Here is a 23,165-nt window from a genome sequence, read left to right on the forward strand (position 1 = left end):
AACCTTGTTAGGGTAACATCGTTGCCTGTACAGGGTCAAATTAGCACACGTTTCCAGACATAAGCCCATCTTTATTCCGTGTTCAAGCTTTCGCCACATAAAAAGGACATGATAACGCTTACTATTGTGAATAAAATCACAATGTTACAATCCAGAGTATCGTACCTTGTTCCATGTAAAGAATTATTTTTTAAATAGTTTAGTCGGCAGAAGCCGTTCGGAGGGAAACACATGACGACAAGCCATGATGTACAAGGGGAAAGCTTTTTTCTCAATTTGCGATTTCTGTTGATTATATGCGTATTTGCAGGAAACGCCCTGGAGCCATTAGTCGGTTCACTTCATCTTGCCCAACAATGGTTCAGCTGGATATTCATGTTTCATATGCCGTTGTTTGTTCTCGTTACAGGCTACTTTGCCAAAACCACTTTGACGGGTCTCGCAGGACAAAAGGTCCTGCTTCAGATCGGTATGCAATATCTAATTTTCCAATCCCTTTATTCAATTTTGGATGTCGTAATCTTTCACGTTCCCCATATCCATCATTCTTTTTTTGCTCCTTATCTGCTGCTTTGGTTCCTTGCCAGCCACATCTGCTGGAGACTGCTGATGCTATCTTTTCAGAAAATACCACCAGTCTTCCAACTGGGTATATCCGTGCTGCTGGGTATCCTTGTCGGATATCTCCCCGTAGACGGTATATGGCTAAGCGTATGCAGAACCTTTGTTTATTTGCCTTACTTTGTAGCAGGTTATCATTTGAATTATGCCGACGTTCGACGCTTCTTCACAACACCTGTCCGTATCATCGCTGGTATTGTATCTCTTTTACTTATGGTACTGGCGGGAACGTCGTATTTTGGCATCCCGGCAGGCTGGCTATATGGCAACATGACTTATGGTGAACTGGGCCATACCGAATGGTACGCAGGGATTTACCGTATCGGCATTTATGGAGTTCAATGGATAGCATCTATGGCGTTTCTAAGCTTTGTTCCAGCCGTCACAGGACGTATAACCGAGATGGGACGACGTACATTATATGTCTTTTTGCTGCATGGCTTAATCGTCCGTTCCGTTGTTGCAAAGGGGGTCTACGAGTATATAGATACTCCTGTGGAAGTCATGTTGATTCTAGTGTGCGCCACAGGTCTGTGCTGTCTGTTGACCATGCCTTGGGTTCGAACTGCAACACGGCCTCTGATTGAGCCACAGGTAGAGTGGATGTTGAAGCCCGCTCCTTATCTTTTTAGACGGTCTGCGTAACTTTTTATCCATTGATATGTCACAATCAGCACGCGACAACCCACTTACAGACGAGAATGGAAGTGGGTCTCCCCCTCTTTACTTCGCGCATAGTGCCTGTTTCATACAGGAAAGATGTGGTAAGTAAATGATACGCGCAACAAAAAACAACTTTTTAATAAGGAGTGATTTGTAATGGCACGTAATCAAAATCAGGGTAAAATGAGTCGCGAAGAAGCAGGCCGTATGGGTGGGGAAGCTACCTCCAAGAAGCACAATAAGGAATTTTATCAGGAGATTGGCAAGAAAGGCGGACAAGCAACCGCAAACTCACATGATAAAGAGTTTTATCAGGAAATCGGCAAAAAGGGCGGCGATGCTACAGCTGAGTCGCATGACAAAAATTTCTACAGAGACATCGGTCGTAAAGGTGGCAGAAATTAAAATATAGTTTTATATTCCACCCCCCTTTAACATAAAAACAAGCCTGAGCCCTTCCGTTTATTACGGAATGGGCTTTTCCTATTTATCCGATAGGCTAATATATCAGGATATCAGAGTTTTGAAGAATCCAATTCAAATCCTTACAGATGCAATATATAGATAAATAAAACTGTTCCTATCTATATATTGTTGCTTACAGAACACTTCTATACTTTTTTCAAAATCCTCATATATGTAGAAATATGCGCACAACTATGATAGACTCTTTAGAAAACATCTGCGCTATTACGGCGTTCATTGAACGCCATACCATTTTTATACTTTGGGGGGAAACCAGCATCATGACAGCTAAGACGAAAATGCGTTCCGATATGATTAAAAAAGGCTTTGACCGCGCTCCTCACCGCAGCTTGCTGCGCGCAGCGGGCGTCAAAGAAGAAGATTTTGACAAACCGTTTATTGCGGTATGCAACTCGTATATTGACATCGTACCGGGCCACGTCCATTTGCAGGAATTTGGCAAAATTGTCAAGCAGGCCATTCGTGAAGCAGGCGGTGTACCTTTCGAATTTAACACTATTGGTGTAGATGACGGCATTGCCATGGGACACATCGGTATGCGTTATTCTCTGCCAAGTCGTGAAATTATTGCAGACTCTTTGGAAACTGTCGTTTCCGCTCACTGGTTTGACGGCATGGTATGTATTCCTAACTGCGATAAAATTACCCCTGGTATGATGATGGGGGCATTGCGTGTTAACATTCCGACTATTTTCGTCAGCGGCGGTCCTATGAAAGCTGGTAAAGATAAGAACGGACGCTCTATTTCCCTGACTTCCGTCTTCGAAGGTGTAGGTGCATTCCAGGCTGGCAAAATCGATGATCAAAGTTTGCTTGAGCTAGAACAATACGGCTGTCCAACTTGCGGCTCCTGTTCAGGAATGTTCACAGCGAATTCTATGAACTGTCTCGCAGAAGCGATGGGACTGGCTATGCCAGGTAATGGCACCATCCTCGCCGTAGCAGAAGAACGCAAAGAATTCGTCAAACAATCTGCGCGCCAATTGATGGAATTGATTAAGCTCGATCTCAAACCACGTGATATCGTGACTAAAGAAGCCATTGATAATGCATTTGCACTGGATATGGCAATGGGTGGTTCTACGAATACCGTATTGCATACATTGGCACTTGCCCATGAAGCTGAGGTTGACTACCCTATCGAACGCATCAATGAAGTCGCGAACCGTGTACCTCATTTGTCCAAATTGGCACCTGCTTCCGACTATCACATTGAGGATGTTCATAATGCAGGTGGCGTAAGCGCAGTGCTGAATGAGCTATTGAAGAAACCGGGCGCATTGCATGGTGACTGTATTACTGTAACTGGGAAAACCCTTCGTGAAAACGTAGAGGGTCAGGAAATTTTGGACACTAACGTCATCCACAAATTGGACAACCCTTATTCCGAGCGCGGCGGTCTAGCTGTATTATTCGGCAATTTGGCACCACAAGGCTCCATTATTAAAGTCGGTGCGGTTGATCCTTCTGTTGGCGGTTATCACAAAGGCCCTGCCATCTGCTTTGATTCACAGGAAGATGCACTGGCTGGCATCGCTAACGGTAAAATTGCCGAAGGACATGTTGTTGTTATTCGTTATGAAGGTCCTAAGGGCGGACCTGGTATGCCTGAAATGCTCGCTCCGACTTCACAAATCGTGGGCATGGGGCTTGGTGCCAAGGTTGGTCTGATTACAGACGGACGATTCTCAGGTGCTTCCCGTGGTATCTCCATCGGTCATATTTCCCCCGAAGCAGCAGAAGGCGGACCTATCGCTTTTGTTGAGGACGGCGATATCATTGAGCTGGACCTGAACAATCGTAAGATTGAGCTTCACATTACGGACGAAGAATTCGACCGTCGTCGTGCCAACTGGAAAGGCTTCGAGCCGAAAGTGAAGACAGGCTACCTGGCGCGTTATTCCAAGCTGGTGACGAACGCAAGTAACGGCGGAATTATGAAAATCTAAGTGCTTTGCCAAGATAGATTATTGTATGAACCACTAAAAAGCCTCTCGACTCCTACAAAGGATCGAGAGGCTTTTTTTATTAGGTCAACTGCTTGATCCTGTATCCGCTGTTTGTGAAGCCCTGATCGAAGTATGCATAGGCTCCCCTTCTTCGGTCATTTCACTGTTGAGTGTATGAACCACATCCCTTTGATCAGTTGGATCAAAAGCCTGGTCTGCCCGGTGCGAATCCCCCGGTTGAAAACGTTCAAACAAGGTATCAATGGGCATCACGATTAGTTTCGGTACCATGACCTCTTTTTTTTCACTCAATTGTTCTGAACCCGAAGGATGGATGACACGAAATAACAGCTTTAAATATACAGTAGATGCATGCTTAAACAGTCCTTGGGGAAGCTCCTGAATTTGAAAGCCTAATTTTTCAGGCCCTCGATGAATCATACTTACTGCATAGATCGCCTTTACACCCTTCATACCAGAATCATGTACAACCCGTTGGGTAAGATCAGGCAGTTGTCTTTTCACAACCCGAATCAATTGAATCGCTAGATGTACCAAGGACTTTGCCGTCGCTCCCAATTGAAACAACATTTTATTGTCAAAATGAAGCTCAATTATGGGGTCCCCCTTTTCCAGCCACCTACCGTTCTCCATGTTGATATTGGGTCCATGATAGATACGGCGACGATAATAAAAGATCGTGTTATTCTTGCTAACAGGACGAAGGCGGAACAAGGCGTGAAAAAGGCGCTCGTATTGTAGCCATCCGAATACCATCGTTTTTTTCATCCAATCTGTACTGGACAAGCAGGAGACAGTGGAATGATAGCCAGATTGACGGCAAAACAATGTATCCACGCGGACACTGCGTAATTGCCGTTCCTGGGCGACCCTCAATAGCTTCTCTAGCGCAATGAGCATATTCTGTGGCGCTTCTGCGTCTGCCCCCAATGTCGTACCACAGTCATGGAGCAGCATCACCTCGCCACCCCTCAGCTTTTTGAGCATTCTTTCTGCTAATTGTTTCGCTCCAATGCTGGCCTTCCAGTCACCAAACATAGAGGACCATAATACGATTCGACGACCATTGTTTTTGGAAATATCAAAAAAGTTCACAATCCCCCAAGGTGGACGATAAAAGGTCGTTCCTTCGCCAGTTACTCGACGAATGACTGACTCTGTCTGGGCAATTTGTCTTCTAACAGTAACAGGCCGCATAAGCCAATTCGATTTGTGCACATAATTGTGAATACCGATCAGATGACCTTCATCATGCATGCGCTTAAGAAGCTCAGGGTGTTTTTCGGCATTCAACCCTACAACAAAAAAAGTAGCCTTGGCATCAAAACGCTTGAGTAAATCAAGCAACTGTGGTGTATAGACTGGATCAGGACCATCATCAAATGTTAGCGCATATTCTTGGTCACTTTTGCCACGTCTAAACACCCGGAAACCAAATATACGACTCACCAGCGCCGGAATAAAAGCATAAAAAGTTGAAATGTAAAACATCCATAACAGCAAAGTCTGCACGTTTTATCCCCACTTTTCTATTCTGAACTTCCAAGCAGGCCTCCTGAGGAAAACTCACTTACTTATATGTTATCACAATGATGTAAGCATGCCGAGATTTTGCCATTGCTACTGGTCAGCATTGAGATTCAATTTAGTGTACAATAAATAAAAATCTTAAAGGAGTCGTTGTATACATATGCTTCCATTGTACAAAAAATATTGGCGTACTGTCTTTGATATCGGTCTGATCGTATTAACCGTGTATTTAATTATGTTCGTATCCAGCAAACTGTATCAGCTAGCCGCACCTGTGTTCCTTTCATTCGTCGTGTTTTGGTGCATTGAACCTGCTGCCCGTTATTTTCATCGCAAAGGCATGAAAAAGCCTTTTGCCTCCGCACTCTCCGTATTGCTGTTTATCATCTTATTACTGGCTATTTTTTTCGGATTGGGCCTGATCCTGGTTACTCAATTTACAAAAGTCGCGCAAAACCTCCCACATTATACCCAGATTATCCAAACGGAATTCACGCGGATTCTTCATCTTTCTCAAGATAAAATTGCTGCCTTGCCTCCGGGTGTTACCGAACGTGTAAATGATTATTTTGCGACTGCTACCACCATTGCTACGAAATGGGCACAGCTAGGGTTATCTTTTTTCATTCAATTTCTCAGCTCTTTCACTGTTTTTATGGGCAACTTTGCGGTTGCCATCATTTTAGCGTTCTTTTTGAGTATGGAAATTAATCTCTGGAAAGGAATTGCTCGCAGTAAAACACCGAAGACACTAAAAACGGCGTACCTTTTTCTAAAAAATCATGTACTTAAAGCCATTTCCGCCTTTCTCAAGGCTCAAGCCTTACTGGTAGGAATTACCTTTGTGCTCGTATTTATAGGTTTACTCATTTTGCAAGTAGATAATGCCCTATCGTTGGCGCTCGTAGCAGCTTTGTTTGATATTCTGCCGTTGTTGGGTGTGCCTGTTATCTTTATTCCGTGGGCAGTGTATTTGTTCATCACGGGGAATACCGGCTTGGCTGTAGGCTTGCTTATTGTCATGGCTGTCACCGTGATTGTGCGCCAGTTGGCGGAGCCCAAAATTACTGGTAATTCCATCGGCGTCTCATCTGCCTATCTAATGCTTTCCTTTGCCATTATATCGTTATCCATCTTCGGATTGGCCGGATTAATCCTATCCCCCATTCTGATCATTTTGCTCAAGGAATTGTGGCAGCAAGGTTATTTGCAGCAATGGATTCGGTTTCCGACTGAGGAATTTGACGAACCTCCTTTTATCGTCAAAATTCAGGAGGAAGAGCGTGAAGCTACTCGCAGGACTCAAGAGGATTGAGCTAGCAGATCCATGACTTGGCCGAACAGTGCTGTGGCTTGATTTGCAGCATGCGTTGAAGCATTTTGCACAAGAACGGCAACCGCATAACGTGGCCGCTCTATCGGACCGTAACCAATAAACCACTGGTGATTTATGGGGCGACCGTTTTTTAAAGCTTGGGCCGTACCCGATTTACCGGCCAGCTTCCAGGTTTTGTTACGCAAGGAGGCACCTGTACCGTGTGTCACAACTTGTTCCATTGCTTCACGAAGCGTATGAGCCGTGGATGTGCGAATCGAGCGGCTGCCTTGGGGTAAAGGAGCAGCGTGAGCAGGTAGCTCCAGCAAGGTGCTTCCGTCTGCGTAGCTGACGCGTTTTACGATGCGCGGTGCATGTACTTGACCATCGTGCAGCAAGGTGACGATGAGGTTAGCTGCTTGGAGAGGCGTCACCAGCACATCACGCTGGCCGATAGCTGTCTGCACACGTACGCCTGGATCAGATGCATTCGTATGGGAGCCGAATACGGCTCCCTTTTCTTCGTGATCCAGCGGTCTGAATTGAGGTAGTCCTGCCAGATCCCGGTCCTGCCAGCCCACGGTTCGACTCAATCCTAGTGCAGAGGCTGCGGCCTGAATTTGCTCAGCGTTAAGCCGTTCGCCGAGATGGGCGAACACACTATTACAGGATACGGCAAGCCCTTCCTCCAGGTTCAGGGTTCCGTGTCCTTCTTTTTTCCAGCATGACAAGCCGTACTTGCCATAGGCTCCATGACAATGAAATTGCTCCTGCGGTTGAACCACACCTGATTCAAGTGCAGCCGCAGCCGTAACCAACTTAAAAATTGAACCAGGCGTTACTGCTTTGAGAGCACGATTAGACCAGTCTGTTTTCTGCTGCGGATCAACATGAGCGGGATTATAAAAAGGACGAGACACCATCGCCATAACATCCGCGTTACCTGCATCAAGCACAACGACTGCTCCTTCTGCCAAGTGGTTAGATTCTGTCAGCTTCTCAATCTGTTCCTGCAACGGGAGATCAATTGTAGTCTGCACCTGTAATGGATAGTGACTATTGGATGGAGCACTGACACGAAGCGGGGCATGAGTCAATGGACGACGTTGAGCATCTACAAACCGAGAGACGAATGTCTCACCAACGCCGCTTAGCAGCGGCTCTAGCGTTCTTTCCAGGCCAGCTGCCCCCATCGGCAGTTCACTTGCTCGTTCACCACGTTCATACATAAAACCAAGCCATTGTCTGCCATTGGGCAAGTCCCTATAACGTTGCGCATACGGTACAAGCTCTATGAGCGAAGGGGCTAACTTCAGAAGTCTGCCCGCTTCATTCGGATGGATTTGTACAGGCTCTCCACGTCCATCCCTCCATATGAGCGGAGATTGCAGTCCCTTCCATTGCGTCAACAGTTGCCCTTTACTCGTATGCAATAACTTGGCCAGTTCCTGTCCATGCGAAGCTGCTCGGCCATCTACATCGGGAAAAAGCACTGGCGTCCATACGACTCCTCCAGTCAAGGGCTGCCCGTGTCGGTCCGTAAACTGTCCACGCCCAGTATCAATAGCGATTCCTTCCTGTCGCTGACGTACAGACATTTCTTTAAGCGAATGCCCCCCATACAATGACAAATGAATGCCTGCTGTTCCCTGAATCCAAGCCAGTCGGAAACATAAAATCAGTAGCGATACCATGATCCCCAGGGCTATATATGCAATTCGACGTTGACGAATGAAACTGCTATGACGCCTAGACACATTCATCCTTCTTTCATCATTTTTCCAGTAGTATGTCCGGTGATGGAAAAAGAAAACCCACTCAACATGTAATGTTGAATGGGTTACCAAATTTATTGGATATCTAGTGATGAATATGGGCTCCAACCTAATATTTCATCTAACGAATAATAGACCGTTATAAAAATAGTAATGGCTAGAACCACCCAGGCCCACTTTGTGTTTGTATTCATAATCTGCTTTCCTTCTTAAGAGATTTCCCTGATAACCTTGATTTTACAACACCTACACTGTAAACCTTGAAAGCTGTTCTTTCAAATTCACTGAAACTCCTTCCAGCTTATCAGACAAGCCTACCAGCTGATTACCGATATTGGCCTGCTCATTACTGAGAGAAGCGACTTCCTGCGAAGTAGCAGAGGATTGCTCGGCTACCGCACTAACATTGGTCATTGCCTCAGACAAAGTAGTCTGCGATTCACTCAGATGATGAATGGAGGCGGTGACTGTTCCCAACCGAAGCGCGAACTCGCCCATTTGCTGCTGCACCGATTGGAAAATGTCCGTCGTTTCTCGTACGGCTCCCATCTGCTCTCGGAACAGCGGGTACACTTCAGATAACGCCTGTACCGTTTCATTCATCTCATTGACGATATTATTCGTAATACCTGTAGCTGTACGAATGGCTTGACGTGATTGTTCTGCCAACTGACGGACCTCATTTGCAACCACCATAAAACCACGCCCGGCTGTCCCTGCTCGTGCCGCTTCTATCGTCGCATTCAGGGATAGAATGTTCGTTTGTTTAGCAATATCCTGCAATACGTCCAGCACCTTAAAGACATCGGAAGTTGTCTTCTTCAGTTCATCTACTTTGCCTACCAAAGCATGCGTAGTTTCTTCCGTAACCTTAGTCTTGCTCAATAGATTTTTCAGCTGAATTGTCCCTTTTTCACTGGACTGTTCAACTTCTTGTGCGACCAGACTCATTTCATAATTAGAAGTCATAACCGTATCCATTTGCTGGGATATATTCCCCGTTAATCCGCTACCACGTTCCGCCTCTGTTGCTAAACTGGTGGCACCATGAGCAATCTCTTCCGTCGCAGCTGCAATTTCTTTGGCTGAAACGGCTGTCTTCTTCGAGGCATCACTCAGTTCCGTCGCTGTATTCAGTACCTCCTGTGCTGATGCATTCGTCTGTTCTACCAGCAGTGTAATTTGCTCCATCATTGTATCAAAGCTAGCGGACAACTGCCCAATTTCATCCTGAGCCTTATAGTTCGTTCGGATTTGCAAGTTGCCTTTGGCGCCTTCAATCATTAAATCCTTCAGGTGTGTCAGTGGACGAGCCACGAGGCGCACGATCCACAGGCCGATGAACAATGCAATGAGTGCAGCCACCGCAGCAAATACCCATGTCGTAGTTAGAATCCCCTTAGCGTCCCTCACCAGCTCAGATACAGGTACTACACCCACGAGAATCCATTTGGAAGTTCCCAGTGTATTATGAACTGTAAGCACACTTTGCTCTTTGCCATCTGCTACCTGCTCCATAATTTGATTTCCTTCGATCCCTTCAAGCTTGGAAACGTAATCCAGCTTTGTCTTTCCTCCGGCCAAGCTCTCATTGTTAGAACCTACAAACTCCCCCTTGTCTGTCACTAGGCTAATCATACTGCCTGAGCCCAAATTAACACCTTTCAACTCCTCCTCTACCGCACTGGCCTTTAAATCCATAACCAGAACATAAGTCCCTCCCAACCCGGACATGCTGTTCATGGATCGTGCCAGACGAAAGGTCTTGCTGCCATTGTCATTCACCTGCGTAGGTAGCCAAACCATTCCCTTGTTTTTCAAAATATCCTTAAACCATGCTTCCTGCCGTACATCCTTTTGTGTTCCGGTACCCATTGCAGCTAAACTGGTTTCTTCCGGGTACAAATACAATGAATCTATCGCTTTATTTGTAAAAGCAATATTGGTTAATTTCTTGTTTACTTCTCCCATAGCAACAAAAGATGCAAAGGGATTTTTATCTTGCTTTACAGCCTTTTGCAACTGATCACTTAATTCAGTATCGAAAAACACCTGTGTCGATGTGTCTTGAAAGCGCTCTAAAATAATATCAAGCTTTTCCGAAGTTTGCTGAACCGTTTGCTGATACGCTGTAGCTGCATTTTGCTCAATCGTGCTTTTAGCTCTGTAGTACGAGAGCATTCCCAAGCTGACCACAAATAACATAATGGCCGCAAAAAAGATCAGAAACAACTTCATCCCAACCGAACGGATCGGATTATAGTTTTTGACTAAATGCATAAAATCCTTACTGTATCTTTCAGGCTTAAGTAAACGCTTTAAATTGTTTGTGCATTTACGTAAGACCTCAGCTACCCAGGGAGTACCCTTCGAAGACATCACAACCGTCTCCTCCCCTTTATCCGTTGTTACTTTACTTCCTTTTAAACCTTTCATTTGATCCTTTTTCTTGGGTTGCCTTTTTGCTGTATTCCCCTCTTTTTTCCGAAAACCCATTCCTCTCACCTACCACTATATAATTAGTTTCTTGTTCCACGTCATCCATTATGTATCTATTATCTATATAGTCTCTATCGGAACTATTCGACAAGGAATGTAGCTTTCCTTTGAGTACCCACTAAATTTTGTGAAACTTTTTTCCTAGAAAACTATTCAAAAAAAAGCCTCTCCAACCGATAGGAGAGGCTTTTGAATCTTTTAACTTGTGACTTAAGACTTATTTACTTCTTTTTACGCATCATATCAAAATATGATACAGGCTGATCTACCTTCATTTTGATTCGTTGAAGCGGATGACGTGCAGCATCTAATTCGTTGCCTTCCTCATCCCAGATCGTTCCGACCGTTTGCTTGAAAAATGTTCCGTTCGGACCGAAAAATTCAATTTCATGACCTGGTTTAAAATGGTTGCGTTGTTGAATCGTTGCGATGCCACTTGCAGCATCGTAGTCCATGACCAGTCCGGCAAAATCATAAGGGACCGCTTTTTCTTCCGGCTCATAAATATGATCCTCATGATCCGGTGTATCATAGAAGAATCCAGTATTTAACGGACGATTGGCTGCCTTGTTAATTTCTTCAATCCATTCTGGTTTGAGTACATAATTTTCCGGATCAGCCATATAGGAATCAATCGCTTGACGGTAGACATTCACGACCGTAGCCACATAGTGGATGGACTTCATACGTCCCTCCACTTTAAAGCTGTCTACACCCACATCAATCAGATCAGGAATATTTTCAATCATACACAGATCCTTGGAACCCATAGAAAAAGCATTATCGCTCTCTTCAAACAATGGAAGCTGGTTAACGCCAAGCTGGAACTGTTTTAGTACATTGTTGTCCTGTGCCTCTTCCTCAGATATCCAAACCTCACCTGGACGGGCATCCTCAAACAAATCATATTTCCAGCGGCAAGACTGACAACATCCTCCACGATTAGAATCTCGGTCTGTAAAATGATTGGATAACACACAGCGACCGGAAAATGAAGAGCACATTGCACCGTGGACAAAAGCTTCGATTTCGATGTCCACATGCTTTTTAATTTCTTCGATTTCCTCCAAGCTGGTTTCACGTCCAAGTACCACACGCGGCAGTCCCTCGTCTTTCCAGAACTTTACCGCTTGCCAATTCAGCGTGGACTGCTGTGTGCTCAAATGCACTTCCAATCCGGGAACTGCCCGCAATGCCACGGATACAATAGCCGGATCAGCGACGATAACAGCATGAATTCCTACTTCATACAGATTGCGCAAGTATTCCTCAATTCCGGCAATATCTTCATTGTGAGCATAGATATTAGTCGCCACAAGCACCTTAGCACCGTACTTGTTGGCGAATTCCACACCTTCACGCATTTCTTCAAAACTGAAATTATCGGCGTTAGAACGCAGACCGTATTTTTGCCCACCTATATATACAGCATCCGCGCCATAGTGAACGGCAAACTTCAGCTTTTCTAGATTTCCGGCAGGAGCCAACAACTCCGGCTTATCCAAACGATTTCGTTTACCTGTATATTTTCTCGTTTTGGTGATCGTTCCCATGACGTTCCCCCCTCTGTAAATTCATTTTGTAATTAATAAACCTGCTCTTTGTAGAAAAATCCGAAGGAAAGTTCCCGTTCAGGGTCTTGAAGGCGGCGAACCTCATCCAGCCAGCTTTCATCATAAACATAAGCATCCGGGTCGGCTGTATAACTGTCTATAGCTTTACGGTAAGCACGGACAACTGCCTCATTGTAAGCGGTGGGTTTCAACAAGCCCTCGATCTTAAAGCTGTGCACGCCCGCCTCCATCAGAATATGCAGATCCTCCATGATACAAAAATCATCCGAACTCATAATATGTGTCCCGTTGATATCTTCGTAAATGGGGAACTTCTCTTCCTTCCGCTCTGCTTCAATCAGAAACAAGCCACGCCCTCTGCCGAGGTCACCTTCTACCGTGCGACCTTGGTGCAGCATATAGCTTTGAACAAGCTTACGCTTGGAGTGATAAATATTGGTCATTCCATGTACCTGAACCTGTGCTTCTATGTTCAACTTTGGAATCATTTCCGTAATCTCATCCATACTGAGCTCACGAGCCAAGATGACACGTGATGCCCCTTTTTCACCCCAGTAGTTGGCGGTTGCGAAGTTGGTAGAAATCATCTCTCCGTTCCAGAAGAGTTTCAGATGAGGGGCATATTCCTTCACAGCCATGAGCACTGCTGGATCATTAAACTCAATGGCGTCTACGCCGCATCCAGCTATGGTCTGCACATATTCGGGAAGAAGTGGCAATAGCTCATTCGTCATCAAATTCGTCATAGATACATATACCTGCGCCGCATGCTTCCGTGCCTCTTCCACAACCTCACGGATTTGGTCCGGGGTAAAATGTCCTGGCAGTCGCATGCCAAAGCGGTCATCTCCAATCAGCAATGCAGTTGCTCCAGCCTCCAGCATATGGCGGGCATCCTCCGGAGAGCTGGCAGTTGCCAGCAGTTCGGGTTTGTAAGCCATAGGCTCACCTCCTAATTTGTCTTACGGTTACTTATCTGAATGTTATGCAAATGTTCTTTATACGTTTTGGCAAATAAATGTTTATGTGTCCCATCTTTTTTGGTCACATAAAATAAATAATCTGTAGATTTTGGCTGTAGAGCCGCCACCACTGATTTCAGACTGGGACTTGCAATCGGTCCTGGTGGAAGTCCCTGATGCATATACGTATTATAAGGACTTTCTACAGCCAAATCCTTGTAATACAGTCGTTCCTTTTGCTTGTCCAGCATATATTGAACTGTAGCATCAATTTCCAGCTTTTTATCCTGTTGAAGACGGTTATAAATAACGCCAGCTACGATAGGCCGCTCATCGTCTACAACTACCTCGCGCTCTACCAGAGAAGCAACTGTCAGCAGCTGATGCAGTGTTTCACCCCGTTGCTGCAACCCGGCATCCAAGTCAGAAATGGTATCCAGACGTTTTTGCGTCTGCTCCAGCATCGTCTGAATGATATCCTTGGTTGTGCTTCCTTTTTTCAGTTCATAGGTTTCCGGGAAAAGATAACCTTCCAGCGCATAGCGAAGCCCCGTCTGCTTTGGTATGTCCCGCACCAGCGCGACGTCAAAAGCGGACGGATCGTTGGCCAGCTGCAAAAATTGCTGCCGGTCCGCCAGTCCTTCCTTTTGCAGTTTATCTGCCATCTGTCTAATCGTAAAACCCTCCGGGATTGTAAAACGAATCATTTCCTCTTTGACTACATCCCCAGCCGATAGCTTGGCAATCAACTGATCAAAGGTTGCGCCAGGCTGCGCTTCATATTTTCCAGCCTGAAATGCGTTTCCTTGCTGTTTGAATTTTACATAAGCCTTAAACACAAGCGCATTACGTATAAGTCCCTTTTGCTTCAGCGTATCTGCAATAGCCGATGTTCCCGTACCTCTTACCACCGTAAAAGCAACGGGTTGTGTTTTCGGCTGAACAGGCTGCATGGCATTCCATATATAGAGGAGTGCACCTCCTGCTATGCAAACAAGCAGGAGAAGCAACGTAAGCATCCTTGTCCTTCGCTTCACATCCACCCAACTCCTTCACAGCCAAAAAGGGCGGACTGGTCCGCCCTTTCAGGTTTGATCTCCTCGTTATCCAGACTTACAGCTCTTCCGGCAACGTACATTCGTCGTACAGCTCAGAAATATCTTCCCACTCATCATCATCTTCAATGGTGGTGATGGAGATTTCGCCGTCTGTGGATGAGCTTACATGATATAATTCATGTTCGCCAGCAGCAGCGCCAGGTCTACGCAATACGGCGTACCGTTGCTCACCTACCTTGAACTCTGCTTCCAACTCCATGCGTAACGCATGACCCTGTTCATCCTGCAACTCTACGTCACCATCAAAAGCTTCTTTCAAATCAGAGGTCCAGCTCAGGTCTTCACGTGAATAGCTCGTCATTTCCCGTCTTCCTCTTCTTCTTCCTCTACAAATGTATTAAAGGTCTCTTCGACGATTTCCCATTCGGCATCGTCTTGGATCACAAACAATTTAATATCATCGCCTTCTTCCTCGTAACGGAAGGCGTACACATCGGACTCATCAGCTTCAGGGTCCACTGGCGCAACCATCATGTACTTCGCTTCGGAACCATCTACCTCAAACTTCATAATGACCTCGAACTCTTCCTCGTTGCCCTCGTCATCGGCAATATAAATAATTTCCGGCTCTTCTTCCATACCCAATTGATTTTCAGCCATTACGAAATCCCCCTCACCTTGTACTGTGTGCGTCCAAATAATTTTGCAAGATCAGGCTTGCGGCCAGTTTATCTACCACCTGCTTGCGTTTTTTGCGGCTGACGTCGGCCTCCAGAAGCGCACGCTCTGCCGAACGCGTCGTCAGCCGTTCATCCCAAAGGTGAACGGGTAAACCCAGTAACTCCTTGAGCCGGTTCGCAAACTCAATGCAAATCTCACCGCGTGGACCCACGGTTCCGTTCATATTTTTCGGCAAGCCTACAACAACCTCACCAATTTCATGTTCACGAACCAAATTTGCAATTTTACCGAACTCGCTGTCGTCACCGCGTCGTTCTATGACTTCCAATCCTTGGGCGGTCCAGCCGAAGGCATCACTTACGGCGACCCCAATTCGGCGATCCCCGTAATCCAATCCCATTACTTTCATGCCTGTCTCCTAACGATGCTTAGCGAGATAGAAACGAACCAGCTCTTCAATCAATTCATCGCGTTCTTTTTTACGCACCAGGCTTCTAGCATTATTATGCCGTGGCACATAAGCCGGATCACCGGATAGCAAATACCCGACGATTTGATTGATCGGATTGTATTCTTTTTCTACCAACGCATCATATACGGTCAACAAAATCTCCTGAGCAGAAGCTTCCTTCTCATCCGCCTTGACATTAAATTTGACCGTTTTGTCCATGGAATCCATTGTTGACACCTCGCTTCCACAAAACATGTGTACATGTTTATGCCAGCTTATTCTTTTATATCATACCATAAGCAAAGCCCTTCAAGGAAATGTCTAAGTCCGTTTTTTTCCAAAAATCCGCAAAAATTATCGAACTTTATCCTTGTGAGGCTGCTGACACCAATTCATGTGCACGTTGAAGTGCTTCGTCCAGCTTGCTGGCATCCTTACCCCCGGCTTGCGCCATGTCAGGTCGTCCGCCGCCACCGCCGCCGCATACGGCCGCAATTTCTTTCACGAGCTTACCTGCATGAAGTCCTGCCTTGGTATGCTCAGCTGGGACAGCAACGACAAAATTAACTTTGTCGTCCATTGCAGCGCCTAGCACCAGCACAGCTGCAGGAAGCTTACTTTTCAGCTCATCAGCAATTGCACGCAGCGCATCCATGCTGGAGGCCTGCACGCGTGCAGCCAACAACTGCACTCCGCCAGCTTGCACAACCTGATCAGTCAGTTGACCCGCCTCAATAGCGCTCAGCTTGCTTTGCAGTGATTCATTTTCACGACTGAGGTCTTTGATCTGTTGCTGCAAAGATTCGATGCGTTTTGGCACCTCGGACAACTTGGATTTAACCAGCCCAGCCGACACCTTCAACAGCTCTAATTGACCTTCCATGTACTCAAAACCAAAACGTCCGGTCACTGCTTCAATACGACGTACACCTGATCCGATGCCGCTCTCGCTAACAAGCTTGAACAAGCCAATTTGCGAAGTATTGCTGACATGACATCCTCCGCACAGCTCGATGCTGTAATCGCCAACCTTAACGACCCGTACAATATCACCATATTTCTCACCAAACAACGCCATCGCTCCAAGCGCCTTGGCTTCGTCAATCGGTTTCAGTTCAATAGTCACATCCAGTTGGCTCCAGATGGCACGGTTAACCCGCAGTTCAATATCTGCCAGCTCTTCTGGGGTAATGCTACCAAAATGGGAGAAGTCAAAACGCAGACGCCCAGGTTCTACCAAGGAACCCGCCTGATTGACATGGTCACCCAGTACTTCTTTAAGCGCTTTGTGAAGCAAATGCGTAGCCGTATGATTCTTCTCAATTTCTCCACGTGAAGCCTGATCTACTTCAGCTTTTACCGTGTCGCCTACGTTTAGCTCACCGGCTTCTACAACGACCTGATGCACATGCTGACCTTGCGGCGCCTTGAACAGCCCTTCAACCTTCGCGGTTACCGTTCCACCACGCAGTAAGCCATGGTCACTGACTTGCCCGCCGCTTTCAGCATAGAAAGGAGTCACATCCAGCACGACTTGACAGGACTGCCCTTCACTAACACTCTCCACCAGCATATCATTATATACAATTGCCACAATTTTGGACTCAGTTATGAGGTCATTATATCCAACAAATTCACTTTTAACCGCCAGATCGGACAAAGCTCCGCCCTGAATCTTCATGCTGGCATTGTCTTGATGAGCATCACGCGCACGTTGACGCTGTTCCTGCATCGCTTCATCAAAACCTTCACGATCAACTTTCAAGCCCTGCTCGTCCGCATAATCCTCTGTGAGATCAAATGGAAACCCATACGTATCATACAGCTTGAAAGCATCTGCTCCGCTAATGACATTGCGGCCTTCGGCCTTTGCCTGAGCACTGATATCAGCCAAAATAGCTAATCCGTCTGTCAATGTTTCATGGAAACGCTCTTCTTCTGTTTTAATCACCTTGATGATGAAATCACGCTTGTCCACGACTTCAGGATAGTACACGCCCATGATGTCCCCAACGGTTTCCACTAGTTCAAACATAAATGGACGGTTCATGCCCAACATCTTTCCATAGCGAACAGCCCGGCGCAGCAAACGGCGAATGACGTAACCCCGTCCTTCGTTGGAAGGAAGTACACCGTCACCAATCGCGAAAGTCACGGTACGAACATGGTCAGCAATGACCTTGAGAGCCACATCACTGTCCACATTGTCGTTATATTTAACTCCTGCCATGGCAGCCGTTTTCTGGATTAGTGGCTGGAAGATATCCGTATCAAAATTGGAATCGACATTTTGCAAAATGGATGCAAAACGTTCCAAACCAGCTCCTGTATCTATATTTTTATTGGGAAGCGGCGTGTAGCTGCCATCTTTGTTATGGTTGAATTGTGAGAATACGAGGTTCCACACTTCCAGATAACGCTCATTTTCTCCCCCTGGATACATTTCAGGGTCCGTCATGTCGCTGCCGTAGGCTTCGCCACGATCATAAAAAATTTCCGTACAAGGTCCGCAAGGGCCTTCACCGATATCCCAGAAATTGTCTTCCAGTTTGATGATACGTTCAGCCGGAAGTCCAACTTTTTCATTCCACAGCTTGTACGCTTCTTCATCCTCAGGATATACCGTTACAGCCAGACGTTCTGGATCAAAGCCGATCCATTTCGGGTCTGTCAGAAACTCCCACGCCCATGTGATGACTTCTTCCTTGAAATAGTCGCCAATAGAAAAGTTCCCAAGCATTTCGAAAAACGTATGATGACGACGCGTTTTACCGACATTTTCAATGTCGTTCGTACGAATACATTTTTGCGAATTGGCGATACGTGGATTTTCTGGTTTTACGCGTCCGTCAAAATAAGGCTTAAGCGGCGCCATACCCGCATTAATCCATAGCAGGGAAGGATCTTTGTGTGGAACAAGCGGTGCGCTTGGTTCAATCACATGTCCCTTACTTTCAAAAAACTCCAGCCATTTGGAGCGGATTTCACTAGCTTTCATATAAGTAGCCTCCTAATTATGGTGTCACTGGTTTCTGGCACAGGCCATAAAAAAATAGAAAAACGCCCCTGAACGGATCAGGGACGATTGTATCGCGGTACCACCCTGGTTATCGCCGTCCCCTCTGTACGAAATGCCACATGTGCAAGCGCACACCAACATCTGCTTAACGGACGATCGATCGCCTTGTTTTCACTGGTAACGGGAGCATCCCGGCGGGTTCAGCCCGCACTCCGAAATGAGCTTTCCCTACTGGATAAACACATTTAAACATACTCAATTCAGTATATCCGTGTCATTTAGCCGTGTCAACGCGATTTCAGACAGCATGCATCTGGGATATAGACGAAATTAGATTGTTTTTCGCTTCACGTAATATGCAAAAAAATGCTGAAGCCCTACCTTCAAAACAGCCATCACTGGAACTGCCAAGATCAAGCCAGCAATTCCCGCAATTTCCCCACCCACTAGCAGAGCGAAAATAATGGCTAACGGATGCAGATGCAGTGTTCGCCCTACCACCTGAGGGGATATTATATTACTTTCCAGAACTTGAATACAGGAATTAACGACTACCACTAAAAGTACCATTTTTAAGGAAACCGTAGAAGCCATAATTACTGCCGGTGCAGCGCCCAAAAAGGGGCCCAAATATGGAACAATATTAAAAAGAGCCACAACTCCGGCCAGCAATAGCGCATAAGGCATGCCAATCAGCATATATCCAATATACGCCATTACGCCAATAATGACGCACACCAGCAATTGGCCCCTGACATAGTTGCCAAGCGCCTGATCAATTTCCTTAAGCACCGATACAATCGCCTTACGACGAGAACGCGGGAGATAAGAAACAATCGTCCGCTCAAACACGTCGAAATCCTTTAAAATATAAAAAATGAGAAAAGGTACGATGAACACATTAAACAACATGTTGATCATCCCACCGATGTTGTCCATAAAGGTAGAAATCCCAGTAGCCATCCGATTCTCCAGTTGGAAAAACCATTGATTCATCCCCGTACGCACCCCTTGGGGTAAAATACCGCTGTCCATATTCGTCATTAGTCCCTGCGCATGCATGGTCAGCTCTGGCAGATGCTCATTCAGCTCATCCAGTTGTTCAATGAACATCGGAATCAGATTCATCAGGATCACAATAAGACTGGCCAAAAACACAGCGTAAATAAGCAGTACAGCTACACTACGAGGCACCTTTCGACCGCCCAGCATACTCACTACAGGATTGAGTACATAGGAGATGATCATCGCTACCGCAAACGGAGCAATGATTGTTTTCAGAAATTCATACAAATGAAAAAACAAAGGTCTCAGCAGCCAGATAAAATATAGAATGACGAGTCCCAGCAGCGTCCATATGCCGTACCGGAACAGTCTACTTTTCGTTAATTGGTCCATTTTGTGCCCCCTTACCGGACTAGCCTCCTTTAAGTATATGCCTGTACCTGTACTTTAATCCTTCCCGCCAGTCTGAGATGTCCCATTAATAACCATTGTGAAAAATTGATGAAAATGGATGAAAACAATAAACAAAGTCATTCGATCTGACGATATAAGTACAAAGCACTATCCTAAGCTTTCACATTTCTGAAACATCGGGGGTCGTTACATGAACTTAAAAATGAAGCTTATTCTCCTTTTCACTTGCATTGTAATCGTTGCAGCTGGGCCTTTGTCCGTCATTAGCATGACAAGTGTTAAAAATCAGGCCAATCATGATATCCAAGAGCTTATGAACAGCAAAGCTTCCGAAACCGTCAATCAGCTCGACGGATGGACAGGCGGCAAAGCTGAAATTATTGAAACATTAGCTGCGAGTCTGGAATCCAGCGATATTTCATCAGATGCCAAAATAGCATCTCTGAAAGCAGCTTTCCAAAACTATAAGGATCAAAATATTTCCAACATTTATGCAGGGTATGAAGATGGATCATACTGGGATGGATCTGGCTGGTTTGAAGAGGGTTACGATCCTCGCGCTCGTCCGTGGTACAAGGACGCCAAAACCAAGGGAGAAATGTACTATTCCTCACCTTATACTGATGCAGGCAGCAATGACTTCACCATTTCCATTGCTAAACCTCTCAAGGATGCCAACGGCTCGATCACCGGGGTAGTCAGCGAGGATATTATGCTCAACGATATGACAAAAATGATTAAAGGCATAGACTTGAACGGATTGGGCTACGCATTTCTGATTGACCAAAAGGGAGTCGTAATCGCGCATCCAGACAACAAGCTGGCTGGCAAAAACCTCAAGGAAACCCCCGAGTTAGGATCATCGACCGCGACCCTGCTCAGCACAGCTTCGGGAAAAACAGACTATAGCTACAACGGCAGTGAACGTCAGCTTTATTTTAAAAGAATGCCTAGCACAGGCTGGATTGTAGGCCTGTCTATTTCTAAAGATATTGCTTTTCAGGAATATTACTCTACTCGTAATCAGTTGATTATTACTGTTGCTATCATTTTAGTCGTTGCTATGCTGCTGGCGATCTGGGCGGCAAACAACTTTATCAAGCCGATTCGCAGACTCCAAACAAATGTCAAACGGATAGCTGAAGGCGATATGACCGCTCGTGTGGATATTAAGGGTAAAGATGAAATTGCCAGTCTGGGGACAGATTTTAACCTCATGTCAGACAATCTCTCTCACCTGTTGCGCAAGGTATCAGATACAGCTAGCGATGTCAGTTCCGCTTCCCATGATATGCATCAACACGCCAAAGATACAGGAACCATTGCATCACAAATTTCTAGTGCAGTTCAGGAGCTAGCGCAAGGAGCCAGCGACCAAGCCGAGGCGGTATATTCCGGTTCTGAGAAGCTGACACACATGACAGGCTCCATCAACCAGATTGGCGAAAGTGTCAAACGGACCCAAACTGCTGTATTCGAAACTGATTCTGCTGTGCTGGCCGGCTATGAAACAGCAGAGCGTCAAGCGAAACTGGCAGCCGAGTCCAGACAAACAACCACTGCGGCAGGAGAAGCGGTAGATTCGCTCACGCTGAAAACCCAGGATATTGGGCGGCTGGCCGGGGCCATCCACGATATCGCCGCACAAACAAACCTACTGGCCCTCAATGCATCCATTGAAGCGGCACGGGCCGGGGAACACGGACGAGGTTTTGCCGTCGTCGCGGGAGAAGTGAGAAAGCTGGCCGAACAAGCAGGTAGCTCCAGTGACAGTATCATGAGTAAGCTGGAAGAAATTAAAATTGCGGGAGTACAAAGCGCGGAAGAAATGAAGAAGGCTCTTGCTGTAACTGTAGAGCAGGAGCATGCTGCCATTGCAACGAGACAGGCGTTTGAATCCATACGTGGCGCTTCTCAGCACATGCTTGCCCAAATTGAAGATGTTTCTGCTGCAGCAGATCATCTCCGTGTAAATGCCGGACATATTTCTGATGTCATCTCCAGCGTTGTCGCTGTTTCTGAGCAAAGTGCAGCATCTACCGAGGAAGTAGCTTCCTCAGTACAAGAACAAGGTCATGCTATGAACAATATTGCCGACCTTTCTGCCAAACTTGATTCTCATGCAGATCTTCTATTGGAAGAGGTCAAACGCTTTAAATTGTAAAACTAGCCATCTTCACAAGAAAGGATATATAGAAGAGGGTGCCCCCAGGCCAATAGCCGTTCGGGACACCCTCTCCATTTTTTATTAAGCATGATCCAACCCACTTAGCTATATGTTAAGCAATAGGTGGAAGATCACACCTCTTCGTAAACAGCCTGTCCACTTCCCGAGTCAAGCTTAGGAAGAAGCGTGAATTTGCGGCAAGTCCTGTTGTGCCATCTCATCTCCAAAGAATAAGTCGTCCAGCGAACTGAGCGTTCCATCCTCTTCCACTTGGTAGACAGACATTTTTTCACCATTCACTTGAAGTTCGATAAAGCATCCCCAGCAATAAAATTGATGGGAGCCAATTTTTCCGATATCTTTGGAATTACAATTCGGACATCTCAATAAACTCACCCTATCCATTAACAGAATATATGGCTTTTTCCAGACGCTGCTCGCTTAACGGGGGAACCATAACAGCATTTTCCCCGATGGACATATCTTCGGTGCAGGGCAGCCATTTCCGCCCTTCAATAATATCCGATACAAAACCATCACTGATTTCCAAGCCTATTATGTTATTGCCCATTTCCTGGTCAAAATAAACATCCGAGATGTGCCCGAGCATAAGCCCTTCCTCTGTTAGCACGGATAAATCCTTCAGTTTACCGGGTCCAAGCAAGTACGTATGTTGTATATCATGGGCCTCTGTTTTACGGACGGCCTGCTGATTGCGAATCATAATCGCATCCTCACCATAAGCAACGATGTCATCCCAAGCCACCATTTTGACATGAGATGAAAAAAGCCCTTTACCTTCTAGCTCAATCCCTGTAATTCGCCAATCAGCTGTCAACATAAAGTCATGTATTTTACCAATCTGCTTCCCGTCCTCGACATCGAAAACAGCAAGTCCGATCATGTCTTGAAGCCTCATATATAGGGTCCCTCCTTACTATGCAGTCCGAACGAAGGTGCGGTGTTTTTCCTACA

Annotated in this window: 19 protein-coding genes; 5 read left to right on the top strand and 14 right to left on the bottom strand. The window is 45.9% G+C overall.

Annotated elements, in window-relative coordinates; all coding sequences use genetic code 11:
* Positions 1-231: 231 nt before the first annotated feature.
* From ACUC6J_RS18245 to ilvD, 3 genes are all read left to right on the top strand, one after another.
* Complete coding sequence (locus ACUC6J_RS18245; RefSeq protein ID WP_016819074.1) at positions 232-1,266, top strand: acyltransferase family protein; 1,035 nt, start codon at positions 232-234, stop codon at positions 1,264-1,266.
* Positions 1,267-1,440: 174 nt separating this feature from the next.
* Positions 1,441-1,689, top strand: a complete 249-nt coding sequence (locus ACUC6J_RS18250; RefSeq protein ID WP_013372595.1) for a KGG domain-containing protein — start codon at positions 1,441-1,443, stop codon at positions 1,687-1,689.
* Positions 1,690-2,030: 341 nt separating this feature from the next.
* Positions 2,031-3,719 carry a dihydroxy-acid dehydratase gene (gene ilvD, locus ACUC6J_RS18255; RefSeq protein WP_016819075.1) on the top strand — a complete coding sequence of 563 codons (1,689 nt, stop codon included), beginning with the start codon at positions 2,031-2,033 and terminating at the stop codon, positions 3,717-3,719.
* An 84-nt stretch (positions 3,720-3,803) separates the two neighbouring features.
* Here the strand turns inward: ilvD and ACUC6J_RS18260 are convergent, their stop codons facing one another.
* Positions 3,804-5,252, bottom strand: coding sequence for a polysaccharide deacetylase family protein (locus tag ACUC6J_RS18260; RefSeq protein WP_017426730.1), 1,449 nt, complete (start codon positions 5,250-5,252; stop codon positions 3,804-3,806).
* 178 nt (positions 5,253-5,430) lie between these two features.
* Here ACUC6J_RS18260 and ACUC6J_RS18265 point away from each other — a divergent pair, with 178 nt between their 5' ends.
* Positions 5,431-6,585 (top strand): AI-2E family transporter, encoded by a 1,155-nt coding sequence (locus ACUC6J_RS18265; RefSeq protein ID WP_044787255.1) that lies wholly within the window; start codon positions 5,431-5,433, stop codon positions 6,583-6,585.
* Here ACUC6J_RS18265 and ACUC6J_RS18270 read toward each other — a convergent pair.
* The 11 genes from ACUC6J_RS18270 to ACUC6J_RS18320 form a co-directional block, all read right to left on the bottom strand.
* The gene (locus ACUC6J_RS18270; RefSeq protein WP_447249249.1) at positions 6,573-8,348 is read right to left on the bottom strand and encodes a peptidoglycan D,D-transpeptidase FtsI family protein; all 1,776 of its coding nucleotides are present in this window, start codon (positions 8,346-8,348) and stop codon (positions 6,573-6,575) included. The two genes, ACUC6J_RS18265 and ACUC6J_RS18270, sit on opposite strands and share 13 nt — an antisense overlap.
* A gap of 258 nt (positions 8,349-8,606) precedes the next feature.
* Entirely contained in the window at positions 8,607-10,856 is a 2,250-nt protein-coding gene (locus tag ACUC6J_RS18275; protein WP_031462060.1) for a methyl-accepting chemotaxis protein, read from the bottom strand.
* A 224-nt stretch (positions 10,857-11,080) separates the two neighbouring features.
* Entirely contained in the window at positions 11,081-12,412 is a 1,332-nt protein-coding gene (locus ACUC6J_RS18280) for a peptidase U32 family protein (RefSeq protein ID WP_013372602.1), read from the bottom strand.
* A 32-nt stretch (positions 12,413-12,444) separates the two neighbouring features.
* Entirely contained in the window at positions 12,445-13,374 is a 930-nt protein-coding gene (locus ACUC6J_RS18285) for a peptidase U32 family protein (RefSeq protein WP_016819081.1), read from the bottom strand.
* Between the two features lie 11 nt (positions 13,375-13,385).
* A complete protein-coding gene (mltG, locus tag ACUC6J_RS18290) occupies positions 13,386-14,414 on the bottom strand; it encodes an endolytic transglycosylase MltG (RefSeq protein ID WP_031462061.1) in 1,029 nt (342 codons plus the stop codon).
* Positions 14,415-14,508: 94 nt separating this feature from the next.
* Positions 14,509-14,814, bottom strand: coding sequence for a DUF1292 domain-containing protein (locus ACUC6J_RS18295; RefSeq protein ID WP_017426726.1), 306 nt, complete (start codon positions 14,812-14,814; stop codon positions 14,509-14,511).
* Entirely contained in the window at positions 14,811-15,113 is a 303-nt protein-coding gene (locus ACUC6J_RS18300) for a DUF1292 domain-containing protein (RefSeq protein ID WP_013372606.1), read from the bottom strand. The genes ACUC6J_RS18295 and ACUC6J_RS18300 overlap by 4 nt, the downstream gene beginning before the upstream one ends.
* A 13-nt stretch (positions 15,114-15,126) precedes the next feature.
* A complete protein-coding gene (gene ruvX / locus ACUC6J_RS18305; protein ID WP_016819084.1) occupies positions 15,127-15,543 on the bottom strand; it encodes a Holliday junction resolvase RuvX in 417 nt (138 codons plus the stop codon).
* Positions 15,544-15,552: 9 nt separating this feature from the next.
* Positions 15,553-15,813: an IreB family regulatory phosphoprotein gene (locus ACUC6J_RS18310; protein ID WP_007431624.1), complete on the bottom strand. Its 261-nt coding sequence runs from the start codon at positions 15,811-15,813 to the stop codon at positions 15,553-15,555.
* 136 nt (positions 15,814-15,949) lie between these two features.
* The gene (alaS, locus tag ACUC6J_RS18315; protein WP_017426725.1) at positions 15,950-18,583 is read right to left on the bottom strand and encodes an alanine--tRNA ligase; all 2,634 of its coding nucleotides are present in this window, start codon (positions 18,581-18,583) and stop codon (positions 15,950-15,952) included.
* 351 nt (positions 18,584-18,934) lie between these two features.
* A complete protein-coding gene (locus ACUC6J_RS18320; RefSeq protein ID WP_242211252.1) occupies positions 18,935-20,002 on the bottom strand; it encodes an AI-2E family transporter in 1,068 nt (355 codons plus the stop codon).
* A 211-nt stretch (positions 20,003-20,213) separates the two neighbouring features.
* Here ACUC6J_RS18320 and ACUC6J_RS18325 point away from each other — a divergent pair, with 211 nt between their 5' ends.
* Positions 20,214-22,187: a methyl-accepting chemotaxis protein gene (locus tag ACUC6J_RS18325; RefSeq protein ID WP_447249250.1), complete on the top strand. Its 1,974-nt coding sequence runs from the start codon at positions 20,214-20,216 to the stop codon at positions 22,185-22,187.
* Positions 22,188-22,364: 177 nt separating this feature from the next.
* On the opposite strand, the gene ACUC6J_RS18330 is transcribed toward ACUC6J_RS18325, so the two are convergent.
* Together ACUC6J_RS18330 and ACUC6J_RS18335 are read right to left on the bottom strand one after the other, a co-directional pair.
* Positions 22,365-22,577, bottom strand: coding sequence for a hypothetical protein (locus ACUC6J_RS18330; protein ID WP_013311529.1), 213 nt, complete (start codon positions 22,575-22,577; stop codon positions 22,365-22,367).
* Between the two features lie 10 nt (positions 22,578-22,587).
* Positions 22,588-23,109 (bottom strand): PRC-barrel domain-containing protein, encoded by a 522-nt coding sequence (locus ACUC6J_RS18335; protein ID WP_016819088.1) that lies wholly within the window; start codon positions 23,107-23,109, stop codon positions 22,588-22,590.
* Positions 23,110-23,165 lie beyond the last annotated feature (56 nt).

This window comes from Paenibacillus sp. JJ1683 (genome assembly GCF_053006485.1).

What these genes read in the sequence shown, in the direction of transcription:
- ACUC6J_RS18285 (WP_016819081.1), bottom strand. Translation starts at nt 13,374, where the DNA reads ATGGCTTACAAACCCGAACTGCTGGCAACTGCCAGCTCTCCGGAGGAT.
- ruvX (WP_016819084.1), bottom strand. Translation starts at nt 15,543, where the DNA reads ATGAAAGTAATGGGATTGGATTACGGGGATCGCCGAATTGGGGTCGCC.
- ACUC6J_RS18250 (WP_013372595.1), top strand. Translation starts at nt 1,441, where the DNA reads ATGGCACGTAATCAAAATCAGGGTAAAATGAGTCGCGAAGAAGCAGGC.
- ACUC6J_RS18310 (WP_007431624.1), bottom strand. Translation starts at nt 15,813, where the DNA reads ATGGATTCCATGGACAAAACGGTCAAATTTAATGTCAAGGCGGATGAG.
- mltG (WP_031462061.1), bottom strand. Translation starts at nt 14,414, where the DNA reads ATGCTTACGTTGCTTCTCCTGCTTGTTTGCATAGCAGGAGGTGCACTC.
- ACUC6J_RS18295 (WP_017426726.1), bottom strand. Translation starts at nt 14,814, where the DNA reads ATGACGAGCTATTCACGTGAAGACCTGAGCTGGACCTCTGATTTGAAA.
- ACUC6J_RS18325 (WP_447249250.1), top strand. Translation starts at nt 20,214, where the DNA reads ATGAACTTAAAAATGAAGCTTATTCTCCTTTTCACTTGCATTGTAATC.
- ACUC6J_RS18270 (WP_447249249.1), bottom strand. Translation starts at nt 8,348, where the DNA reads ATGAATGTGTCTAGGCGTCATAGCAGTTTCATTCGTCAACGTCGAATT.
- ACUC6J_RS18280 (WP_013372602.1), bottom strand. Translation starts at nt 12,412, where the DNA reads ATGGGAACGATCACCAAAACGAGAAAATATACAGGTAAACGAAATCGT.
- ilvD (WP_016819075.1), top strand. Translation starts at nt 2,031, where the DNA reads ATGACAGCTAAGACGAAAATGCGTTCCGATATGATTAAAAAAGGCTTT.
- ACUC6J_RS18335 (WP_016819088.1), bottom strand. Translation starts at nt 23,109, where the DNA reads ATGAGGCTTCAAGACATGATCGGACTTGCTGTTTTCGATGTCGAGGAC.
- ACUC6J_RS18275 (WP_031462060.1), bottom strand. Translation starts at nt 10,856, where the DNA reads ATGGGTTTTCGGAAAAAAGAGGGGAATACAGCAAAAAGGCAACCCAAG.
- ACUC6J_RS18300 (WP_013372606.1), bottom strand. Translation starts at nt 15,113, where the DNA reads ATGGCTGAAAATCAATTGGGTATGGAAGAAGAGCCGGAAATTATTTAT.
- ACUC6J_RS18320 (WP_242211252.1), bottom strand. Translation starts at nt 20,002, where the DNA reads ATGGACCAATTAACGAAAAGTAGACTGTTCCGGTACGGCATATGGACG.
- ACUC6J_RS18245 (WP_016819074.1), top strand. Translation starts at nt 232, where the DNA reads ATGACGACAAGCCATGATGTACAAGGGGAAAGCTTTTTTCTCAATTTG.
- ACUC6J_RS18265 (WP_044787255.1), top strand. Translation starts at nt 5,431, where the DNA reads ATGCTTCCATTGTACAAAAAATATTGGCGTACTGTCTTTGATATCGGT.
- alaS (WP_017426725.1), bottom strand. Translation starts at nt 18,583, where the DNA reads ATGAAAGCTAGTGAAATCCGCTCCAAATGGCTGGAGTTTTTTGAAAGT.